The sequence below is a fragment of the Micromonospora sp. LZ34 genome (assembly GCF_052981855.1).
This window is the reverse complement of sequence record NZ_JBRIQN010000021.1, coordinates 45,167-62,855: the sequence shown is the minus strand read 5'-3', so window position 1 is coordinate 62,855 and position 17,689 is coordinate 45,167. Positions and strand designations below refer to the sequence as shown.

The 17,689-nt window shown below is 70.6% G+C and carries 21 protein-coding genes; 12 read left to right on the top strand and 9 right to left on the bottom strand.

The window, feature by feature from the left end; translation table 11 throughout:
- The first annotated feature begins 58 nt into the window (after positions 1-58).
- From ACVCAH_RS21950 to prfH, 4 genes are all read left to right on the top strand, one after another.
- Positions 59-1,114 carry a questin oxidase family protein gene (locus tag ACVCAH_RS21950; RefSeq protein WP_447138055.1) on the top strand — a complete coding sequence of 352 codons (1,056 nt, stop codon included), beginning with the start codon at positions 59-61 and terminating at the stop codon, positions 1,112-1,114.
- A gap of 16 nt (positions 1,115-1,130) precedes the next feature.
- Positions 1,131-1,694 carry a dihydrofolate reductase family protein gene (locus tag ACVCAH_RS21945; protein WP_447138054.1) on the top strand — a complete coding sequence of 188 codons (564 nt, stop codon included), beginning with the start codon at positions 1,131-1,133 and terminating at the stop codon, positions 1,692-1,694.
- A gap of 252 nt (positions 1,695-1,946) precedes the next feature.
- A complete protein-coding gene (locus ACVCAH_RS21940) occupies positions 1,947-3,122 on the top strand; it encodes an RNA ligase RtcB family protein (RefSeq protein ID WP_447138053.1) in 1,176 nt (391 codons plus the stop codon).
- Entirely contained in the window at positions 3,119-3,808 is a 690-nt protein-coding gene (gene prfH / locus ACVCAH_RS21935; protein ID WP_447138052.1) for a peptide chain release factor H, read from the top strand. Before ACVCAH_RS21940 ends, prfH begins: the two co-directional genes overlap by 4 nt.
- An 8-nt stretch (positions 3,809-3,816) precedes the next feature.
- Here the strand turns inward: prfH and ACVCAH_RS21930 are convergent, their stop codons facing one another.
- The gene (locus ACVCAH_RS21930) at positions 3,817-4,659 is read right to left on the bottom strand and encodes a helix-turn-helix domain-containing protein (protein WP_447138051.1); all 843 of its coding nucleotides are present in this window, start codon (positions 4,657-4,659) and stop codon (positions 3,817-3,819) included.
- Positions 4,660-4,795: 136 nt separating this feature from the next.
- Between ACVCAH_RS21930 and ACVCAH_RS21925 the strand changes: the two genes are divergently transcribed.
- Positions 4,796-5,191 carry a nuclear transport factor 2 family protein gene (locus tag ACVCAH_RS21925; protein WP_447138050.1) on the top strand — a complete coding sequence of 132 codons (396 nt, stop codon included), beginning with the start codon at positions 4,796-4,798 and terminating at the stop codon, positions 5,189-5,191.
- Between the two features lie 66 nt (positions 5,192-5,257).
- On the opposite strand, the gene ACVCAH_RS21920 is transcribed toward ACVCAH_RS21925, so the two are convergent.
- Positions 5,258-5,818, bottom strand: coding sequence for an NADPH-dependent FMN reductase (locus tag ACVCAH_RS21920; protein ID WP_447138049.1), 561 nt, complete (start codon positions 5,816-5,818; stop codon positions 5,258-5,260).
- A 149-nt stretch (positions 5,819-5,967) separates the two neighbouring features.
- Between ACVCAH_RS21920 and ACVCAH_RS21915 the strand changes: the two genes are divergently transcribed.
- Positions 5,968-6,432: a MarR family winged helix-turn-helix transcriptional regulator gene (locus ACVCAH_RS21915; protein ID WP_447138048.1), complete on the top strand. Its 465-nt coding sequence runs from the start codon at positions 5,968-5,970 to the stop codon at positions 6,430-6,432.
- A gap of 72 nt (positions 6,433-6,504) precedes the next feature.
- Here the strand turns inward: ACVCAH_RS21915 and ACVCAH_RS21910 are convergent, their stop codons facing one another.
- The 3 genes from ACVCAH_RS21910 to ACVCAH_RS21900 all read right to left on the bottom strand — a co-directional run bounded on the left by ACVCAH_RS21910 (position 6,505) and on the right by ACVCAH_RS21900 (position 8,966).
- Entirely contained in the window at positions 6,505-7,119 is a 615-nt protein-coding gene (locus ACVCAH_RS21910; protein ID WP_447138047.1) for an FMN reductase, read from the bottom strand.
- Complete coding sequence (locus ACVCAH_RS21905; RefSeq protein ID WP_447138046.1) at positions 7,116-8,213, bottom strand: LLM class flavin-dependent oxidoreductase; 1,098 nt, start codon at positions 8,211-8,213, stop codon at positions 7,116-7,118. Before ACVCAH_RS21905 ends, ACVCAH_RS21910 begins: the two co-directional genes overlap by 4 nt.
- A 132-nt stretch (positions 8,214-8,345) precedes the next feature.
- Positions 8,346-8,966 carry a TetR family transcriptional regulator C-terminal domain-containing protein gene (locus ACVCAH_RS21900; RefSeq protein WP_447138045.1) on the bottom strand — a complete coding sequence of 207 codons (621 nt, stop codon included), beginning with the start codon at positions 8,964-8,966 and terminating at the stop codon, positions 8,346-8,348.
- Between the two features lie 94 nt (positions 8,967-9,060).
- Here ACVCAH_RS21900 and ACVCAH_RS21895 point away from each other — a divergent pair, with 94 nt between their 5' ends.
- Positions 9,061-9,777 carry an SDR family NAD(P)-dependent oxidoreductase gene (locus tag ACVCAH_RS21895; RefSeq protein ID WP_447138044.1) on the top strand — a complete coding sequence of 239 codons (717 nt, stop codon included), beginning with the start codon at positions 9,061-9,063 and terminating at the stop codon, positions 9,775-9,777.
- 31 nt (positions 9,778-9,808) lie between these two features.
- A complete protein-coding gene (locus tag ACVCAH_RS21890; RefSeq protein WP_447138043.1) occupies positions 9,809-10,042 on the top strand; it encodes a tautomerase family protein in 234 nt (77 codons plus the stop codon).
- Between the two features lie 79 nt (positions 10,043-10,121).
- Here the strand turns inward: ACVCAH_RS21890 and ACVCAH_RS21885 are convergent, their stop codons facing one another.
- Positions 10,122-11,768, bottom strand: coding sequence for a glycoside hydrolase family 10 protein (locus tag ACVCAH_RS21885; RefSeq protein ID WP_447138042.1), 1,647 nt, complete (start codon positions 11,766-11,768; stop codon positions 10,122-10,124).
- Positions 11,769-12,003: 235 nt separating this feature from the next.
- Between ACVCAH_RS21885 and ACVCAH_RS21880 the strand changes: the two genes are divergently transcribed.
- Positions 12,004-13,194, top strand: a complete 1,191-nt coding sequence (locus ACVCAH_RS21880) for an MFS transporter (protein WP_447138041.1) — start codon at positions 12,004-12,006, stop codon at positions 13,192-13,194.
- Between the two features lie 87 nt (positions 13,195-13,281).
- Here ACVCAH_RS21880 and ACVCAH_RS21875 read toward each other — a convergent pair whose 3' ends face one another.
- From ACVCAH_RS21875 to ACVCAH_RS21865, 3 genes are all read right to left on the bottom strand, one after another.
- The gene (locus tag ACVCAH_RS21875; RefSeq protein WP_447138040.1) at positions 13,282-13,698 is read right to left on the bottom strand and encodes a nuclear transport factor 2 family protein; all 417 of its coding nucleotides are present in this window, start codon (positions 13,696-13,698) and stop codon (positions 13,282-13,284) included.
- 69 nt (positions 13,699-13,767) lie between these two features.
- Entirely contained in the window at positions 13,768-14,538 is a 771-nt protein-coding gene (locus tag ACVCAH_RS21870; protein WP_447138039.1) for an SDR family NAD(P)-dependent oxidoreductase, read from the bottom strand.
- Positions 14,539-14,582: 44 nt separating this feature from the next.
- Positions 14,583-15,143, bottom strand: coding sequence for an NADPH-dependent FMN reductase (locus tag ACVCAH_RS21865; protein ID WP_447138038.1), 561 nt, complete (start codon positions 15,141-15,143; stop codon positions 14,583-14,585).
- Between the two features lie 100 nt (positions 15,144-15,243).
- Here ACVCAH_RS21865 and ACVCAH_RS21860 point away from each other — a divergent pair, with 100 nt between their 5' ends.
- The 3 genes from ACVCAH_RS21860 to ACVCAH_RS21850 all read left to right on the top strand — a co-directional run bounded on the left by ACVCAH_RS21860 (position 15,244) and on the right by ACVCAH_RS21850 (position 17,567).
- Positions 15,244-15,747: a MarR family winged helix-turn-helix transcriptional regulator gene (locus ACVCAH_RS21860; protein WP_447138037.1), complete on the top strand. Its 504-nt coding sequence runs from the start codon at positions 15,244-15,246 to the stop codon at positions 15,745-15,747.
- An 84-nt stretch (positions 15,748-15,831) separates the two neighbouring features.
- Positions 15,832-16,206: a PadR family transcriptional regulator gene (locus tag ACVCAH_RS21855; protein ID WP_447138036.1), complete on the top strand. Its 375-nt coding sequence runs from the start codon at positions 15,832-15,834 to the stop codon at positions 16,204-16,206.
- Positions 16,203-17,567 (top strand): permease prefix domain 1-containing protein, encoded by a 1,365-nt coding sequence (locus tag ACVCAH_RS21850; RefSeq protein ID WP_447138035.1) that lies wholly within the window; start codon positions 16,203-16,205, stop codon positions 17,565-17,567. The genes ACVCAH_RS21855 and ACVCAH_RS21850 overlap by 4 nt, the downstream gene beginning before the upstream one ends.
- The last annotated feature ends 122 nt before the right edge of the window (positions 17,568-17,689 follow it).

Sequence of the window (17,689 nt, the reverse complement as noted above, 5' to 3'; positions counted from 1 at the left end):
CGATGGGGACGGCGCTCGCATGCTGGATCCTGAACAGACCAGGAGATGGAGGTGACCGATGCCCGGCGGAGTGCTCAGCGAGGCGTACGCACGGCTGCACCGGAGCGGGCCGGAGTGGGGCGAGGACCAGTTGACCAACCATGGCCCGATGGCGGTGGAGGTGATGATCCGGCGCGGCTACGCGGCACAGGTGGACCGCTGGGTGGACCGTTACCTGGACCGCCTCGACGACCTGCCGACCTCGACCACCCCCATCGACGACCGGGGCTGGGCCGAGGCGCTCGGGGACGGCCGTCGGATCGGCGACTGGACCACGTACTTCACGCAGCGGCTCGCGCAGGGCCCGTGGCGGGAGGTGCTGGCCACCTGGTGGCCCCGCCTGCTGCCCGGCGTCCTGGCCGGCACCACCCACGGCGTGATCCGGGTGGGACACGCGGTCCGGGCACTGCTCGCCGGCGCGGACAACCCGGAGACGCTGGCCGAACTGGCGCACGGCCTGGCCTTCTGGGCCGCCCGCTACCGGAGCCTCCCGCCGGCCGCCCACCCCGCGGGTCGCCTCGACCCCGGCGCGGCGCTGGACGCGATGCACCGGATCCCGGTACAACGCGGCCGGGTCGCCGAGCGGCTCGGGCAACTCGCGGCGCTGCCCGGGTGGCCCGACGCGGTGGCGGCCCTGCGACCGGCCGCCGAACCGGAACAGGCCCGCGCCCGGTTGGCCGACCTGGTCACCGCAGCCACCGTCCGGTACCTCGCGCACGGTCACGCCAGTCCCGTGCTGCTGGTGCACACCGCGACCGCGCCCAACGCGGTGCTGCACACGCTACCCGCGCTGCCGCGCGAGCTGTGGGTACCGAGCGTCACCACGATGTGGACCACCACCGCGGCCATCACCGCCGCCTACGCGCCGCCCGCCGGGCCGCCCTCGCCCCCGGCCACCGACGTGCCCGACGGGCCGGACGCGGCGGCCGAGGTCGTCGACCGCGCCGTCCGCCACGGCGACGAGCACGTCATCAAGTTCACCGACACCGCCGCCGAGGTCTACACCCGCACCGGCAACCGGGACGCGCTCGCCGCGGCCGTCCACGTCACCACCCTCATCGACCCCGTCAACTGACACAGAGAGGCACCCCGTGCGCAAGTTCAAGCTGCAGGTCCAAACCACCGTCGACGGTTACATGGCCGGTCCGAACGGCGAGATGGACTGGATGACGTTCCCGTGGACCGACGACATCAGCGCCTACATCGACGCGCTGAGCAAGCCGGTCGACACCATCGTGCTGGGGCGCCGGCTCGCCGAGGGCTTCATCCCGGCCTGGGCGGCCGGCCCGCCCGGCGAGACCCGGGAGTCCATCGACTGGATGAACAACACGCCCAAGGTCGTGATCTCCAACAGCCTCGCGGAGTCGCCCTGGGAGAACGCCGTCGTCGCCGGCGGCGACCTCACCGAGACGATCAACGAGCTCAAGGCCCGGCCCGGCGGGGACATCATCACCTACGGAGGCGCCACGCTCGTCGCCGACCTGATCGCCAAGGGCCTGCTCGACGAACTGCACCTGTTCGTCAACCCGACCGCGATCGGCACCGGCCTGCCCGTGTTCCCCACCGACGGCACGTACCAGCGGCTGCGCCTGGTCACCGCGCAGCAGTTCGACTGCGGGATCACCGCGCTGCACTTCGCACCGAAGCAGTCGTGACACCGCGCGCTGCCCGGTGAGGCGGCAGCGGGGCGAGGGGAGCCGGCCGGGCTTCCCTCGCCGCGGTGCTCACACCGTCCCCGGCTCCCCGCTGCCCGGGTGGCCGAAAGTCGCTTGCCGCGCACGGCGTGCTCCGGGAGGGTGGTGTCCATGACGTTCTGACGGACAGCACCCCTTGCCCCCGCGCCCCACGGCACCGATCGGTGCCGTGCTGCCGTCCGCCCGCACTCTTTCAGCGAGAAGTGAGCGTCGTTGTCTCAGCACCACTCCCGGCCGGAGTCCGCACTGGCCACCGTCACCGTGTTCGCCTCCCCCACGAGCTGGATCGAGTCCGCCGCCCTCGCGCAGTGCCACCAGGTGGCCGCCCTCGACGGCATGCGCCACGTCGCCGCCATGCCGGATCTGCACCCCGGTAAGGGCGCCCCGATCGGCGCCGCCATGGCGTCGACCGTGTTGTACCCGTTCCTGGTGGGCTCCGACATCGGTTGCGGCATCGCTGTGTTCCCCGTCAAGCTCAAGCGCGCCGTACCCGAGAAGCTCGCCGCCCGGTTCCCCGACCTCGACCGCGCGCTCGACCCGGAGCGGGATGCCGACGACCCGGCCTGGGCCGTCGTGGCGGGCGATGTTCCCGCCGGTCACCTCGAAGGGCTCGGGACGGTCGGCCGGGGTAACCACTTCGTCGAGCTGGCGCGGATCGGGACCGTCTTCGAGCCGGGTCACGCGGCCCGGCTCGGGCTCGACGCCGGCGACCTCGTGCTCGTCGTCCACAGCGGCTCCCGAGGGCTGGGCGAGCGGATCCTGCGGGCACACACCGAGGTCCACGGCGCGGGTCCCGCCCCCGATGTCGCCGGCTACCTGGCGATGCATGACCAGGCCGTACGGTGGGGTTCGCTCAACCGGCGGCTGCTGGCCGCCCGGGTGGCCCACGCCCTGGGCGCCGAGCCCACCGAGCCGATCGTCGACCAGTGCCACAACCTGGTCGAGATCCGCGACGGGGTGTACCTGCACCGCAAGGGCGCCGCGCCGGGTGACGGCCGCGACGTGCTCGTCGCCGGTACCCGCGGCACCCCTTCCTACCTGGTGGCCGCCGACGCCGGCCCGGAGGCCAACCATTCCGTGGCGCACGGCGCGGGCCGCAAGATGTCCCGCACCGACGCCCTGCGCCGGGGTCGGGCCAAGCACACCGTCGAGGAACTGCGCCGCACCCCGGTGGGGTCGGTGGTGGTGTGCGGCGAACGGCAACTGCTCTTCGAGGAGGCGCCCTCGGCCTACAAGCGGATCGAGCAGGTGATCACCGACCTCGTCGACAATGGCCTCGCCACCCCCGTGGCCACCACGGTCCCCCTGGTCACCTACAAGACGCCCGACACCGGGTCCACGCCCCGACCGGACCGCCGGGACAACCGCCGCAGGCGGGGCCGGCCGTGACGGTCCACCTGCTGATGTCCGCCGGGCGCGGCCCGCAGGAGTGCGCCTGGGCGCTGGCCCGGCTGCTGTGCCGGCTGGAGGCCGACGCCACCCGGCAGGGCCTCACCACCCGCCGGGTGCAGACCGTTCCGGGTGACCGGCCCGACACCTACCGGTCGGTGCTGGTCCGGATCTCCGGCGCAGACGCCAGGGCGTTCGCCGCCTCGTGGACCGGGACGCTGTGCTGGCAGGCCCCCAGCCCGTACCGGGCGAGCAGCGGCCGGAAGAACTGGTACGTCATCGCCCGGCCGTGCCGGGTCGATTCGCCGGCCACCACGTTCGCGGAGGCGGATGTCGACGTGGTCGCCTGCCGTACCGGCGGCCCCGGCGGCCAGCACCGGAACAAGGCCAGCACGGCGGTACGGGCCACCCACCGCCCCTCCGGCATGGTGGTCGTGGTCGACACCGAGCGGCAGCTCAGCCTCAACCGCCGTATCGCCCTCCATCTGCTTCGTCAGCGCCTGGCGGACGGCGACGAGGCGGCACGGAGCGATCTCACCACCGCCCGGTGGCGCATCCACGACGAACTGGTCCGCGGCAACCCCACCCGGGTCGAACGTCCGGAACCGTCGGGACAGGACGCCGCGGCACGGCACCGGACGCCCCGGCGCCGACCGCAGGTCACCCGGCCGCACGTGCCGGGGTGACAGGCGCATCAGCGCACGCCGCTTGCCACGGCCCCGGTCAGGGACGGCCCGGCCGCCTGCGCGGCGGTGGACGCCATGGCCCGCAGCGTGTCCGCCGTCGCGGCGTCGGCCGCAAAGAACGTCTCGATGGAGATCTCGTCGAGCGTCACGTCCCGCGGTGAGCCGAACACCGTCGTCGTGTAGAGCAGCGCAAGCTCGCCGTACTCCGTGGCCAACCGCATCGGGACCACCAGGTCCTCCATTGGCGCCGCGCCGGCGCCCGTCGCGCCCTCCTCCGGCACCGGGTAGCTCTCCAGCTCGACCAGCAGCTCCGCCAGACCCTCCGCGGCGGTGCGGGCGAGCTGCCGGCGAACCCGGCGCAGCACGTGCGCGCGCCACTGCGCCAGATTCCGGATCTGCCGGGACAGGCCCTCCGGGTGCAGGGTCGCCCGCAGCACGTTGACCGGAGGCGTACGCAGCGCCTCCGGGACGCCGTACAGGAACGCCTCCGCGGCACGGTTGGCGGCCAACAGCTCCCAGCGCACGTTGACGGCGAGCGCCGGATTAGGCTCGTGGCCGGTGAGGACCGCCGTTACGGCGGCGCGTGCCGCACCGAGATCGGTGAACGCGCTTTCCGCGTGCACCGGCGCGAACCCGGCGGCCAGATAGAGCGCATTACGCTCCCGCAGCGGTACGTCGAGTTCGTCGCACAGTCGCTCGATCAGGCCACGGCTCGGGTTGGCGCGCCCGGTCTCGACGAAGCTCAGGTGCCGGGTGGACAGGTCGGCCGACAACGACACGTCGAGCTGCGACCGGCCCCGCCGCTCGCGCCACCGCCGGATCAGTAGGCCCACCGGCTCGGTCCTGGTCATGGCACCAGCCTCACCCAGGTGGCCGCCGCCGGGCAATGACCTCGTAGGTAATCGACACCGGCCGGGGCCGGGCCGCACGGTACGAGTGCGGCAGCCGCCGCACCAGACCGTCCACCGTGAAGGAAGAGGATCGGCAATGACCTCCAGCACCAGGTATGCGGAAGCCGTCGAACGTTACGTGCGGTTCTGGAACACCGGAGAGCCCGACCAGCAGCAGCGACTCGCCGTGGAGACCTTCACCGACGACATCCGGTACCACGCGGAGATCGGCGTCCTGACGGGCCGACAGGCGCTGATCGACTTTCACGACCAGTTCACCCAGCACGTGAGCACCGCGGTGTTCCAGGGTCGCGAGCAGCCGCAGATCCACCACGACCGGGCCCGACTGCGGTGGGAGATCGAGGTCCAGCAGGGGCAGTCCTTCGCCGCCGGGACCGACACGCTGGTGTTCGCCCCGGACGGCCGGATCAGCTCGGTCACCACGTTCCTGGACCGCGCGCCGGAAGGCTTCGACCCGCACGCCCACCACTGACGTCGGCGCCTGAGGCAGATGGCCGCGGGAGGATCCCGCGGCCATCTGCAGATCCGTCCGGCGGGTTCAGCTGTTGCGCAGCGGGGCGAGCGCGGTGCTCCAGGCCACGACCTGGTCGAGCGTGGTGGTGAGCGAGTCCTGGTGGAACTGGTTCGGCTTGAAGACGCTGAAGTTCTCGAAGTCGGTGAAGAGCGACAGCGCCACCTGGGACCGCACGTCGGCCATCTGCAGCTCGCCGGCGATCAGCCGCAGGTGCTCCACCGCCCGGGTGCCGCCGGCGGAGCCGTAGCTGACGAAGCCCACGGCCTTGTTGTTCCACTCGGCGTAGAGGAAGTCGATGGCGTTCTTCAGGGCACCCGAGGTGGAGTGGTTGTACTCCGGGGTGACCATCACGAACCCGTCGAACGACGCGATGGTGTTGGCCCAGCGCAGCGTGTGCGGCTGGGTGTACTGGCCCATCGCCGGCGGGTACGCCTCGTCGAGGTGCGGCAGCTGGTGGTCGAGCAGGTCGATGAGCTCGAACTCCGCGTCGGAACGCTGCTTGGCGACCTCGAGGACCCAGCGGGCGACGGCTTCGCCGTTACGCCCGGGGCGGGTGCTACCGAGGATGATCCCGATTCTGGTCATGGTGCTACCTCTCCGGATGTCCTTGCCTGGTCAAGCAGACGCTATCCGGTGTTTGCTTGGTCAAGCAACCAGGCCGCCTATGTTTGCGATCACAGCGGCCGTGACCGGACTGCCGGGCATTGCTCCGTCAAGCAACTAGCATGGTGGGCATGTCCGGTTCCCCAGCAGAGCCCCTGCAGCCGTTGAACCCCGAGGAGGAGGCGCTGGTTCGCTCCCTGGGCCGCGTCATCTACGTCCTGCCCAGAGTGATCGACGCCGACATGATGAGCGAGCACCAGCTGCCGTTCACCGAGTACAACGCGCTGCGGGTCCTCTCCGAGGCGCCCGACCGGCAGATGCGGATGAGTGAGCTAGCCGCTGCCTGCGAGCTGTCATTGAGCGGGATGACGCGCACGATCAACCGGCTGGAGTCCGAGGGCCTGGTCCAGCGGGTCAGGAGCGAGAAGGACGCCCGCGGTTGGAACGCCGTCCTCACCGACGCCGGCTTCGCCCGGCTGGAACAGGCCTGGCCGAGCCATCTGGCCAGTGTGCGTCGGCGGTTCCTCGACCACTTCGAGGGCATGGACCTCGTCGCGCTCGCCCGCGCGTTCCAGCGCGTCGGGACGGTCCGCTGACGCGTCCGCCCGCCCGCGCCGACCGCGGGCGCCGGGCGCGCGATGCGGCGGTCCGGCGCCCCGCGACCGCGGTCACTCGCCGGCGAGGAGCTGCTCGAACGGCGTCGGGTCGGCGAAGGGGTCGGTCTGGCTGCGCTTGTTCCGCCGGTCCACCTCGCGGGCCAGTTCGCCGGCCGCCCGGTCGATCCGGCGGACCAGCGAGCTCTGTGCGGTGTCGCCGGCACCCCAGTCCTCGGGAGCGGCGAACACCGCGGTCGGCACGACCACCGCGTGCAGGTAGGCGAAGAGCGGCCGCAGCGCGTGGTCCAGCACCAGCGAGTGCCGTCCGGTCCCCCCGGTGGCGGCGACCAACACCGGCTTGTCCACCAACGCGGTGTCGTCGAGGACGTCGACGAACATCTTGAAGAGCCCGTTGTACGACGCGCTGAACGTCGGCGTGACCGCGATCAGCGCGTCCGCGGCGGCGACGGTCTCGAGCACCCGCTGCAGCTCCTTCGACGGATAGCCGGCGAGCAGGTTGTTGACCAGGTCGTGCCCGTGGTCACGCAGCTCGATCAGCTCGACGTCGACCTCGGCCCCGAGCTGTTCCAGCTCGCGCCGGGCCGCGTCGGCGAGCCGCTCGGCGAGCATCCGGGTCGACGACGGCAGCCGCAGACCGGCCGACACGACTGCGATGGTGCGCTTCATCGGTCCTCCCCCGCCGCGGCGGCCTGCGCCGCGGCCTTCAGCGAGGCGTGCGTCGGGGCGTCCGGCACGTGGGCGGGACGGCCCACCGCGAACTCCTTGCGCAGCACCTGTACGACCTCCCCCAGCATCTCGATCTGCTCGAACACCGTCTTGCGCGGTACGCCGATCCCGTCGACGTTGAAGAGCTGGCGCTGGTAGTCGCCGTCCGCGTACTCCCGGAAGGCCAAGGTCCGGTCGATCACCTGCTGCGGGCTGCCGACCAGGAGCGCCGTCCGCTCCATCGTCTCCTCCAGCGACGGCCCGTGTCCGTAGGCCGCGGAGTTGTCGAAGTACGGGCGGAACTCGCGCACCGCGTCCTGCGAGTTGCGCCGCATGAACACCTGCGCGCCCAGGCCCACGATGGCCTGGTCCGCGGAGCCGTGCCCGTAGTGGGCGAACCGCCGGCGGTAGAGCCCGACCATCCGCTGGACGTGCTCCTTGGGCCAGAGCAGGTTGTTGTGCAGGAACCCGTCGCCGTAGTACGCGGCCTGCTCGGCGATCTCCGGGCTGCGGATCGAGCCGTGCCACACGAACGGGGGCACCCCGTCCAGCGGACGCGGCGTCGCGGTGAACGACTGCAACGGGGTACGGAACCGGCCCTTCCAGTCCACCACGTCCTCCCGCCACAACCGGCGCAGCAGGTCGTAGTTCTCGATCGCCAGCGGGATGCCGTTGCGGATGTCCTGCCCGAACCACGGGTAGACCGGGCCGGTGTTGCCCCGGCCCATCATCAGGTCCACCCGCCCGTCGGCCAGGTGCTGCAGCATCGCGTAGTCCTCGGCGATCTTCACCGGATCGTTGGTGGTGATCAGGGTGGTCGAGGTGGAGAGCACGATCCTGTCCGTCCGGGCCGCGACGTAACCCAGCATGGTGGTGGGCGACGAGGGCACGAACGGCGGGTTGTGGTGCTCACCGATGGCGAAGACGTCCAGGCCCACCTCCTCGGCCAGCTTCGCGTACTCCGTCACGGCCTTGATCCGCTCGTGCTCGGACGGCATCCGCCCGGTCACCGGGTCGCGCGCCAGGTCCCCCACACCGAAGATTCCGAACTGCATCTCAACTCGCCTGCCTCGCTCGTTCCGATCACGCTTGACGCCATCAGCAACCGGTGGCGGGCGAGGCAAATTCCTTGACCGTGCAACTACTTTTGTGGCGCAGCCGACTGCCACCCGTGGCGCACGCGTCGATCAGTCGGTCGCGGATCGCACCTGCACCGGCACCTGCAGCAGGTCCAGGCAGTTACGCCAGAGCGCTTCGAGCTGGGCCGGATCATTGAGCAGCTTCGCGAGCAGGGCGCGCCCCTCGATCTGGGCGACGATGGACCGTGCCGCGTCGCGCGCATCGACCGACCCGCCGGCCAGGCCGCGGTCCTTCGCCTCGACGACCACCTGCTCGATCAGGTCGATCTGGGCCTCGAAGATCTGCTGCAGCCGGCCACGGATCTTCTCGTCCTGGTTGCTGAGCTCGACGGCGAGGTTGCCGAAGAGGCAACCGACGACCAGCCCGGCCTGCCGCTGCCCGGCGCGCTGCACCTCCTCGGTGGCCTCGAACAGGTCGCGCAGGCGCCGGAGCGGATCGCGGTCACTGCTGAGCAGCTCGACCCACTGCCGCCGCTGGGCGTCCCAGTGCTCGTCGATGACCGTGAGCGCGAGCGCCTGCTTCGACTCGAAGAAGTAGTAGAAGCTGCCCTTCGGCACACCCGCCGTCGAGCAGATCTCGGCCACGCCCAGCGCCGAGTAGCCGCGCCGCTCGATCAGCGTCGCAGCCGCGTCGAGGAGCTTGTTCCGCGCGTCACTCGTCCGTCCCATGCCGCAGACGATACATGACCGGTCGGCTACCTTTTAGTCGACCAGTCGTCTAGTGGTCACCGTGGCTTCGGCCAACCAAGGGGGAAGGTTCATCATGGGCACCAATCAGGGACAGAAGGTCGTCCTGGTCACCGGCGCGTCCCAGGGCATCGGGGCCGGCCTGGTCACCGCGTACCGCAAGCTCGGCTACGGCGTCGTGGCGACCTCACGTTCGATCACCGCCGCCGACGACCCGGAGATCGTCACCGTCCGGGGTGACATCGCGGACGCCGACACCGCGGATCGGGTGATCGGGGCGGCGCTGGACCGCTTCGGCCGCGTCGACACCCTGGTGAACAACGCCGGCGTCTTCGTCGCCAAGCCGTTCACCGACTACACCGATGAGGACTTCGCCCTGCTCACCGGGGTCAACCTCGGCGGGTTCTTCAACCTCACCCGGCGCGTGCTGCCGCACCTGCTCGCGGCCGGCGGAGGCCACATCGTCACCATCACGACGAGCCTCGTGGACCAGCCCAACTCGAACGTGCCGTCCGTGCTCGCGTCGCTGACCAAGGGCGGGCTCAACTCCGCCACGAAGTCCCTGGCCATCGAGTATGCGAACCGCGGAGTACGGGTAAACGCGGTCGCCCCGGGGATCATCAAGACCCCGATGCACCCGGTCGAGTTCCACGAGACGTTCGCCGGCCTGCACCCGGTGGGCCGGATGGGCGAGACGAGCGACATCGTCGACGCCGTCCTCTACCTCGAGTCCGCTCCGTTCGTCACCGGCGAGATCCTGCACGTCGACGGCGGCCAGAACGCCGGTCACTGACGAGACCGCTACCTTCAGAAGGGACCAGACGATGCCGATCGTCACGATCCAGATCACCCGCGTGGGGACCACGCCCGGCGCGTCCGCGCCGACCGCCGAGGAGAAGGCGGCCCTCATCCACGGCGTGAGCAAGGTGCTCCTCGACGTGCTGAACAAGCCGATGGAGTCCACCTTCGTCGTCATCGACGAGGTCGAGACCGAGAACTGGGGCCGAGGCGGCCTTCCGGTGGAGCAGTTCCGGGAGCAGCAGCAGTCCGCGGAATAGCGGCGGAGGCGGCGTGACCCGACGCATCGGACCGGTCGGAGTCACGCCGCCCCGGCCCGGCGACACGCCTGGGGATGCCTCACGGCGCGGCGACGGAGATCGGCGCGCTGAGTCCGCCCTCGTTCCCGCTGCGATCCAGTCCGGACACGCAGTAGGAGAGCGGGCGGTCGGCCGGGGCGGTGCGGTCGACCCAGCCGGTCCCCCGGGCGGTGCCGACGAGCCGGGCCGCGTCGCCGTCGACGCGGTAGACGGCGAAGCTGGTGGCGCCGTCCCCGCGCCAGGTCAGCGCGACCCCGCCGGCGTCCGCGCGCCGCGCCTCGGTGACCACCGGTGCGGCCGGCGGCGCCGCCGGGAGCTGCACCATCACGGGCACCAGCGCCGGGCCGGCGTAGTGCGCCCGGCGGTAGCGGCTGACCGCGCCGAGCTTGTCGGCGCGCACCTGTCTGGCGCTGAAGTGCACGCTCCCGCTGACGCCGTGCCGGCGGTTGAGGGCGAGCTGCCGGTCCAGCTCGGCCGGGTCGCGCCAGGCGCCGCGCTCACCCACCCGGTAGTCGGCCTGGCCGATGTAGAGCTGCACCCGGGTCCCCTTCACCGTGGCCACCCACCACGGCAGCAGCTTGGCGTAGTCGGCCTTGTCGAACCCGACGTGCCAGTAGAGCTGCGGCACGACGTAGTCCAGCCACTGCTTCCGCACCCAGAGCCGGGTGTCGGCGTAGATGTCGTCGTAGCTCTGCAACCCGGCCGTCGCGGAGCCGGCCGGGTCGGTGCGCTTGTTGCGCCAGATGCCGAACGGGCTGATGCCGAACTTCACCCACGGCTTGATCGCCTTGATCCGCTCGCTCATCTCGCGGACCAGCGTGTTCACGTTGTCCCGGCGCCAGGCGTGCTTGTCGGCGAAGCGCCGGCCGTACCGGGCGAACGCCGCGTCGTCCGGAAAGTCCTGCCCGGCCTCCGGGTACGGGTAGAAGAAGTCGTCGAAGTGCACCCCGTCGACGTCGTACCGCTGGACCGCCTCCAGCATGGAATCCTCGACGAACCTGCGCGCCTCCGGAATGCCCGGGTTGAAGTAGAGGCGGCTGCCGGGCCGGTCGGCGCTGGGATAGGTGACCACCCAGTCGCGGTGGTGCCGCAGCGGGTGGTTCGGCGCGAGCTGGTCCAGCCTGGGGCCGGGCCCGCCCACCGTGGCCGGCTGCCCGCCGCGGTACGGGTTGAACCAGGCGTGGAACTCCAGGTTGCGGGCGTGCGCCTCGGCGACCATGAACTCCATCGGGTCCCAGCCCGGGTCGCGGCCGTCGCGGCGCCCGGTCAGCCACTCCGACCACGGCGCGTACGCCGACGGCCAGAGCGCGTCCCCGCTCGGCCGCACGTGCACGAAGACCGCGTTGTGGTTGTGCCGCACGGCCAGGTCCAGCCAGCTCCGGAACTCCGCCCGCACCGTCTCGGCGGGCAGCCCACGCCGGCTCGGCCAGTCGATGTTGTTCACCGTTGTGATCCACATGCCGCGCAGCTCACGGGGAGCCTGGGCCGGCCGGCCGGCGCAGTTGGGCGTGCCGCCCGCCGGGCCGAAAACGGCAGCGTCTCCCGGCTCCGGTGCGCCGCCGTCGCCGACGATCCGGTCCCGCAGCGACCACGCGCCGACCCCGACCGCCACGGCGAGCGCGACGACCACCGCGACGAGAGCTTGGGTACGGCGGGTGGCGGAAGCGGGTGACTCGGCGTCGGGCATTGCCACAGTCTGCCCAGTGCGGCCCACCGGGTGAACCGGTTGCCCGGTTACTTAACGGTCAGCTAAGCCGGTCCGTCGCACCGGCCGGACCCGGCCGGGCCCGACGCATCGGGGCCGGTCCAGGCCGCGTGTCAGGGGGCGCATCGGGTACTCCGCCGCAGCCTGTCAGCAGGAGCGATTCCGGTCCATCCACCTCACCGGGACGCCACTTGCCGCTCACCGGAGGAAACGCCTGATGAGTATCGCCGAATCGAGGCGGCTCTCGCCGAACGTCTCCCTGATCCTGCTCGCCTCGATCCTCGTGTCGTTCCTGGCCGCGGCGGCAGCGCCGACTCCCCTCTACGGCATCTACCAGGAGCGCTGGAACTTCTCGCCGATCGTCACGACCGTGGTGTTCGCCGTCTACGCCGTCGCGGTCCTGGCGTCCCTGCTCACGTTCGGCAAGCTGTCCGACCATGTCGGGCGGCGGCCGGTCCTGCTCGTCGCGATCGTGGTCCAGATGATCTCGCTGGTCGTCTTCATCGCCGCCAACGGTGTACCCGCGCTGCTGGCCGCCCGCGTCGTACAGGGGCTCGCGGCCGGCGCCGCCACCGGCGCCGTCGGTGCCGGCATGCTCGACATCAGCCGCGCCCGCGGCACGCTCGCGAACTCGGTCGCTCCCGGTATCGGAACCGGTACCGGTGCCCTGCTCTCGGCGCTGCTCATCCAGTTCCTGCCCGCGCCGACCCGACTGGTCTACGTCGTCCTGCTGGTGATCCTGCTGATCCAGGTCGTCGGCGTCGTGCTCATGCCGGAGACGGTCACGCCGATGAAGGGAGCCCTGCGGAGTCTGCGGCCGGAGATCAGCCTGCCGCACGCCGTGCGCGGGCTGGTACCGGTCGTCCTGCCGGTGGTCTTCGCCGTCTGGGCGCTGGCCGGCTTCTTCGGCGCGCTCGGTCCGGCGGTCGTGCGCGCCCTGATGAACACCTCGATCGTGACTGCCGGCCTGCTCCTTTTCGTCTTCGGCATCGTCGGGTCCATCACCGTCGTGCTGCTGCGCAACGCGGCCGCGCGAACCATGATGCTCGCCGGAATCGTCGCTCTCATCCTGGGCATGGCCATCACGCTGGTGTCGGTCACCACCGAATCCGTTCCCGGCTTCTTCGTCGGTCTCGCGCTCGGCGGCGTCGGCTTCGGTGGCGGTTTCCAGGGCAGCCTCAAGACGATCCTGCCACTGGTGGAGGCGCACGAACGCGGCAGCGTGCTCTCCCTGTTCTACATCGTCTGCTACGTCGGCTTCGGGCTGCCCACCGTCATCGCCGGCTTCCTCGTCGTCTACGGCGGCGGCCTGCCCCGGACCGCGAACGAGTACTCGGTCGCCGTCATCCTCCTCGCCCTGGTCGCCCTGCTCGGGCTGCGCAGGGCCGGCCGGACGTCACCCGGCTGACCCACGCGAGGAACCGGCCGAGGACCGGCGTGCGGCGTTGCGCGGCGTTTCGGCGCGGGCGGCCGGCGCTGCTGATCGTGCGGATACTCAGGTGGCCTCGGGGTCCATCCGCTCGACCCACTGCGCCCGCCAGGCCGGCGGTTCCCAGTGCTCCCCGAAGTAGATGCGCTCCCGGACGACCTTGCCGTCGCGGAACTCCATGATCCCCACGGCCATGATGGGCCGGTCGTCGTACCGGATGGTGTATTCGTTGACCCACAGGTCCCCGCAGCCGACGGTCCGGTGCAGGTGGAACTCCTGGCGGGCGGGGTAGCTGGACCTGACGGCGGTGATGTTGGCCTTGCCGCGGACGCGTTCGCCGCCCTGCGGCCACTCCAGCACCGCGTTGTCGGCGTAGATCTCGGAAGCGCGGGCGATCTCGTCGCCCGGCCCGCCGCCGGGTGCGCTGACGTTGGAGGCCTCGAAGTGGGCTTCGATCATCGCCCGGGCCACGGTCTCGTCCATAGCTCAACTTTCGTCCGAACGCGGGGACGCGGGGGCGCGCGCTCGGAGCGAGCACGCGCCCGGTGAGGATCAGGTGAAGCTGGCGCCGCCGTCGACGAGCAGCGACTGCCCGTTGAGGTAGGCGCCGTCGTCGGAGAAGAGGAAGGCCACCATGGCGGCGAGGTCCTCCGGCCTTCCCAGCCGCGGCGAGCGTACGGTCGCGAGCATCTGCTCGCGGAACTCCTCGGTGGTGGTCTCGAGCGCGGCGCCGGTCAGGATCACACCCGGCGACACGAGGTTGCTGCGAACGCCGTGCTTGCCGCCGAGCGTCGCGGTGTGCCGGGTCAGACCGACCAGCCCGCTCTTGGCCGCCTGGTAGGCGACGCGTTCGGGCTCGCCCAGCCATACCGCGCTCGACATGGTGTTGACGATCGAGCCGCCGCCCTGCTTCATCATGATCGGCAGCCCGTAGCGGATGCCGTACATGTAGCCGGTGAGGGTGACGTCGATGGTGTGCTTCCAGACATCGACCGGCACCGAGGTGACGTCGGTGTCCCGTCCGATGTTCCGCGGCGAGAGATCCGCGGCCACGTTGAACAGGCCGTGCAGGCCGCCGAACCGGTCGACGGTGAAGGTGACCAGGTCCCGGTAGGACTGCTCGTCGGTGATGTCGAAGCCTCGCGCCACGGCTGTTCCGCCGGCGGCGGTGATCTCGTCGACGACGGTCTGGGCGGCGGCCTGGTTCAGGTCCGCCGCGACGACCAGCATGCCTTCCTCCGCGAGGCGGACAGCTGTCGCTCCACCGATGTTGCCCGGCGCCGCACCGGCGACGAGGGCGACCTTGCCCTTGAGTCCACGCATTGTCCTATCCCTTTCGCTTGTCGTGACGCGGGAGAACCGCTGGATCACTTGGCCCGCAGCGGTGCGAGGGCCCGGCTCCAGGCCACGACCTGGTCGAGGGTGGCGTTCAGCGAGTCCCGCTGGAAGTCGCTGGGCTTGAAGACGCTGAAGTTCTCGAAGTCGGTGAAGAGCGACAGCGCCACCTGGGACCGCACGTCGGCCATCTGCAGCTCGCCGGCGATCAGCCGCAGGTGCTCCACCGCCCGGGTGCCGCCGGCGGAGCCGTAGCTGACGAAGCCCACGGCCTTGTTGTTCCACTCGCTGTAGAGGAAGTCGATCGCGTTCTTCAGCGCGCCGGAGGTGGAGTGGTTGTACTCCGGCGTCACCATCACGAACCCGTCGAACGACGCGATCGTGTTGGCCCACTCCAGCGTGTGGGGCTGCTGGTACTGGCCCATCGCCGGCGGGTACACCTCGTCCAGGTGCGGCAGCTTGTAGTCGAGCAGGTCGACGAGTTCGACCTCGACGTCCGCGCGCTGCTTGGCGACCTCGTACACCCACTGCCCCACGGCGGCGCCGTTCCGTCCCGGCCGGGTGCTGCCGATGATGATTCCGATCCTGGTCATCTGCGCTTCCTCCTCGTACCGGACACCCCGACGGATGTCCTTGCTTGGCGAAGCAACCGTACTCTTGCAAGTTGCTTCGTCAAGCAAGTAGAGTGCGCCTATGTCCACCGTCACATCGAATCCGACGCCCGTCCCCGAAGGGCTGCAACCGCTCGATCCGGACGAAGAGGCCGTGGTCCGGTCCCTCAATCGCGTGATGTACGCCCTCCCCCGCGCCATCGACGCCGACCTGCTCCGCGAGCAGCGGCTCCCCACCATCGACTACCTGGCGCTGATGCACCTCTCCGAGGCCCCTGACCGGCGGCTGCGGGTGAGCGAGGTCGCCGCCGCCTGCGAAATGTCGCTCAGTGGCATGAGCCGCGTCCTGCACCGACTGGAGAGCCAGGGGCTCATCCAGCGGGTCAGGTGCGCGGAGGACGCCCGGGGCTGGAACGCCGTCCTCACCGACGCCGGCCTCGCCCGCCTACAACGCGCCTGGCCCACCAACCTGGCCGCCGTGCGCAGACACTTCCTCGATCACCTGGCGGGCCTGGACCTCAAGGCGCTCGCCAAGGCCCTGCAGAACGTGGCCACCTCAGCCGGCGCGCCACCCACAAGCGGGTGACAGCCCGTGTCCGGCTCCTTGTGCCCTGACGATACCTAGAACTACTATGCATCAAGGCTCTAGGTACGGGTGCAGGGAGGTCTCGTGCGGGTCACCAAGGATCTCGTGGCCGCCTCGGCGACGCCGATGGTGCTGGGCATCCTCGTCGAGGGCGAGAGCTACGGCTACGCCATCCTCAGGCGGATCAACCAGATGTCCGGCGGTGAGCTGGACTGGACCGAGGGACTGCTCTACCCGTTGCTGCACCGGCTCGAGCGCCTCGGGCATGTGGAGTCGAGCTGGCAGTCGGTCGCCGGAGAGCGACGGCGCAAGTACTACCGCATCACCGACAGCGGCCGGGCCGAGCTCGCCGAACAACGCCGCCAGTGGGACACCGTCGTGGACGCCCTCAGGCAGATCTGGCTCGGCTCCGGCGACTTCAGGCCGTTGACCGCGATCCCGCTGGAGGGCCGGGCATGACCGCGCCGGACGAGCTGGAGGCCCAGTTCACTCAATGGCGGCAACACGTGCAGCGCCGCCCGGAGCTACGCCAGTCCGACGCCGAAGAGCTCGAGGACCACCTCCGGGGTTCCGTCGACGAGCTCATCGCCGTCGGCCTCCGCGCCGACGAGGCGTTCCTGGTCGCGATCAAACGCATGGGCAGCCTGAACGATCTGTCCCGCGAGTTCGCCCGGGAACACTCGGAACGGCTCTGGAAGCAACTGGTGCTGACCGGCGAGCCTGGCGGCCCGGTGGTGGACACCCGATCACGGCGTGACCTGCTGGCGATGGTCATCTGCGCGACGGGCGCGGCAGCGTCCGTCAAGGTGCCGGAACTGTTCGGGATGACCTTCGAAGAAGATGGCGCGCGCTATGCGACCAACGCCAGCCTGTTCGCGCTGCCCTGGCTGGCGGCCTTCCTGGCCTGGCGCCGTCATGCCAGCAGGGCGCTGATCGGGGCACTGCTGGCGTTGTTCGCACTCGGCGCCCTGGCGGCCAACGCCTACCCGCTCGCGGAGGACTCCCAGTCGGTGGTCCTCACCAGCATCCATCTCCCGATCGCCCTGTGGCTCGTGGTCGGTCTGGCCTACGTGGCCGACGATCTGCGCTCGTCACGCCGGCGCATGGACTTCATCCGCTTCACCGGCGAATGCTTCATCTACTACGTCCTCATCGCCCTGGGTGGCGGGGTGCTGACCGCGTTCATGTTCGGGACCTTCGAGGCGATCGGGATCTCCCCGGAAGACTTCGTCTCGAAGTGGCTGCTGCCCTGCGGCGCAGCCGCTGCGGTGGTGGTGGCCGGGTGGCTCGTCGAGGCCAAGCAGAGTGTCGTCGAGAACATCGCCCCCGTGCTCACGCGGCTGTTCACCCCGCTGTTCACCGCCGTGCTGCTGGCCTTCCTCGTTGCCCTCGGCTGGACCACCGCCGGCATCAACGTCGAGCGGGAAGCGCTGATCCTGTTCGACCTCCTGCTGGTCGTGGTGCTGGGGCTGCTGCTCTACTCGATCTCCGCCCGCGATCCGCTGGCCCCGCCCGGCCTGTTCGACAAGCTGCAGCTCGCCCTCGTGGTCAGCGCCCTCCTCATCGACCTGCTGGTGCTGGTGGAGATCACCGGGCGGATCACCGAGTACGGCACCACACCCAACAAGGCGGCGGCGCTCGGGGAGAACGTCATCCTGCTGGCCAATCTCGCCTGGTCGGCGTGGCTGGTGCTGGGGTTCGTCCGCCGGCGCACCCGGTTCGCGGCGCTGGAGCGCTGGCAGACCGGCTACCTACCGGTGTACGGCGCGTGGGCCTGGGTCGTGGTCCTGGTCTTTCCCCCGCTGTTCAACTACCTCTGACCGACCAGTTTCCGGACCTGCGCCGCTTCCGGAGACCCGAGTGACCCATCGCGCGTTACCAGGCATGGTCGCGGCCATAACGGGAATCGGAGGGCCGCGAGCAGCCGTGACGGAGGAGACGC

Excerpts from the sequence above, each read along its gene's own strand:
- ACVCAH_RS21900 (WP_447138045.1), bottom strand. The coding sequence starts at position 8,966 with ATGGGACGGACGAGTGACGCGCGGAACAAGCTCCTCGACGCGGCTGCG.
- ACVCAH_RS21860 (WP_447138037.1), top strand. The coding sequence starts at position 15,244 with ATGTCCACCGTCACATCGAATCCGACGCCCGTCCCCGAAGGGCTGCAA.
- ACVCAH_RS21905 (WP_447138046.1), bottom strand. The coding sequence starts at position 8,213 with ATGCAGTTCGGAATCTTCGGTGTGGGGGACCTGGCGCGCGACCCGGTG.
- ACVCAH_RS21880 (WP_447138041.1), top strand. The coding sequence starts at position 12,004 with ATGAGTATCGCCGAATCGAGGCGGCTCTCGCCGAACGTCTCCCTGATC.
- ACVCAH_RS21850 (WP_447138035.1), top strand. The coding sequence starts at position 16,203 with ATGACCGCGCCGGACGAGCTGGAGGCCCAGTTCACTCAATGGCGGCAA.
- ACVCAH_RS21915 (WP_447138048.1), top strand. The coding sequence starts at position 5,968 with ATGTCCGGTTCCCCAGCAGAGCCCCTGCAGCCGTTGAACCCCGAGGAG.
- ACVCAH_RS21865 (WP_447138038.1), bottom strand. The coding sequence starts at position 15,143 with ATGACCAGGATCGGAATCATCATCGGCAGCACCCGGCCGGGACGGAAC.
- ACVCAH_RS21885 (WP_447138042.1), bottom strand. The coding sequence starts at position 11,768 with ATGCCCGACGCCGAGTCACCCGCTTCCGCCACCCGCCGTACCCAAGCT.
- ACVCAH_RS21870 (WP_447138039.1), bottom strand. The coding sequence starts at position 14,538 with ATGCGTGGACTCAAGGGCAAGGTCGCCCTCGTCGCCGGTGCGGCGCCG.
- ACVCAH_RS21925 (WP_447138050.1), top strand. The coding sequence starts at position 4,796 with ATGACCTCCAGCACCAGGTATGCGGAAGCCGTCGAACGTTACGTGCGG.
- ACVCAH_RS21895 (WP_447138044.1), top strand. The coding sequence starts at position 9,061 with ATGGGCACCAATCAGGGACAGAAGGTCGTCCTGGTCACCGGCGCGTCC.
- ACVCAH_RS21950 (WP_447138055.1), top strand. The coding sequence starts at position 59 with ATGCCCGGCGGAGTGCTCAGCGAGGCGTACGCACGGCTGCACCGGAGC.
- ACVCAH_RS21875 (WP_447138040.1), bottom strand. The coding sequence starts at position 13,698 with ATGGACGAGACCGTGGCCCGGGCGATGATCGAAGCCCACTTCGAGGCC.
- ACVCAH_RS21920 (WP_447138049.1), bottom strand. The coding sequence starts at position 5,818 with ATGACCAGAATCGGGATCATCCTCGGTAGCACCCGCCCCGGGCGTAAC.
- ACVCAH_RS21890 (WP_447138043.1), top strand. The coding sequence starts at position 9,809 with ATGCCGATCGTCACGATCCAGATCACCCGCGTGGGGACCACGCCCGGC.
- ACVCAH_RS21910 (WP_447138047.1), bottom strand. The coding sequence starts at position 7,119 with ATGAAGCGCACCATCGCAGTCGTGTCGGCCGGTCTGCGGCTGCCGTCG.
- ACVCAH_RS21930 (WP_447138051.1), bottom strand. The coding sequence starts at position 4,659 with ATGACCAGGACCGAGCCGGTGGGCCTACTGATCCGGCGGTGGCGCGAG.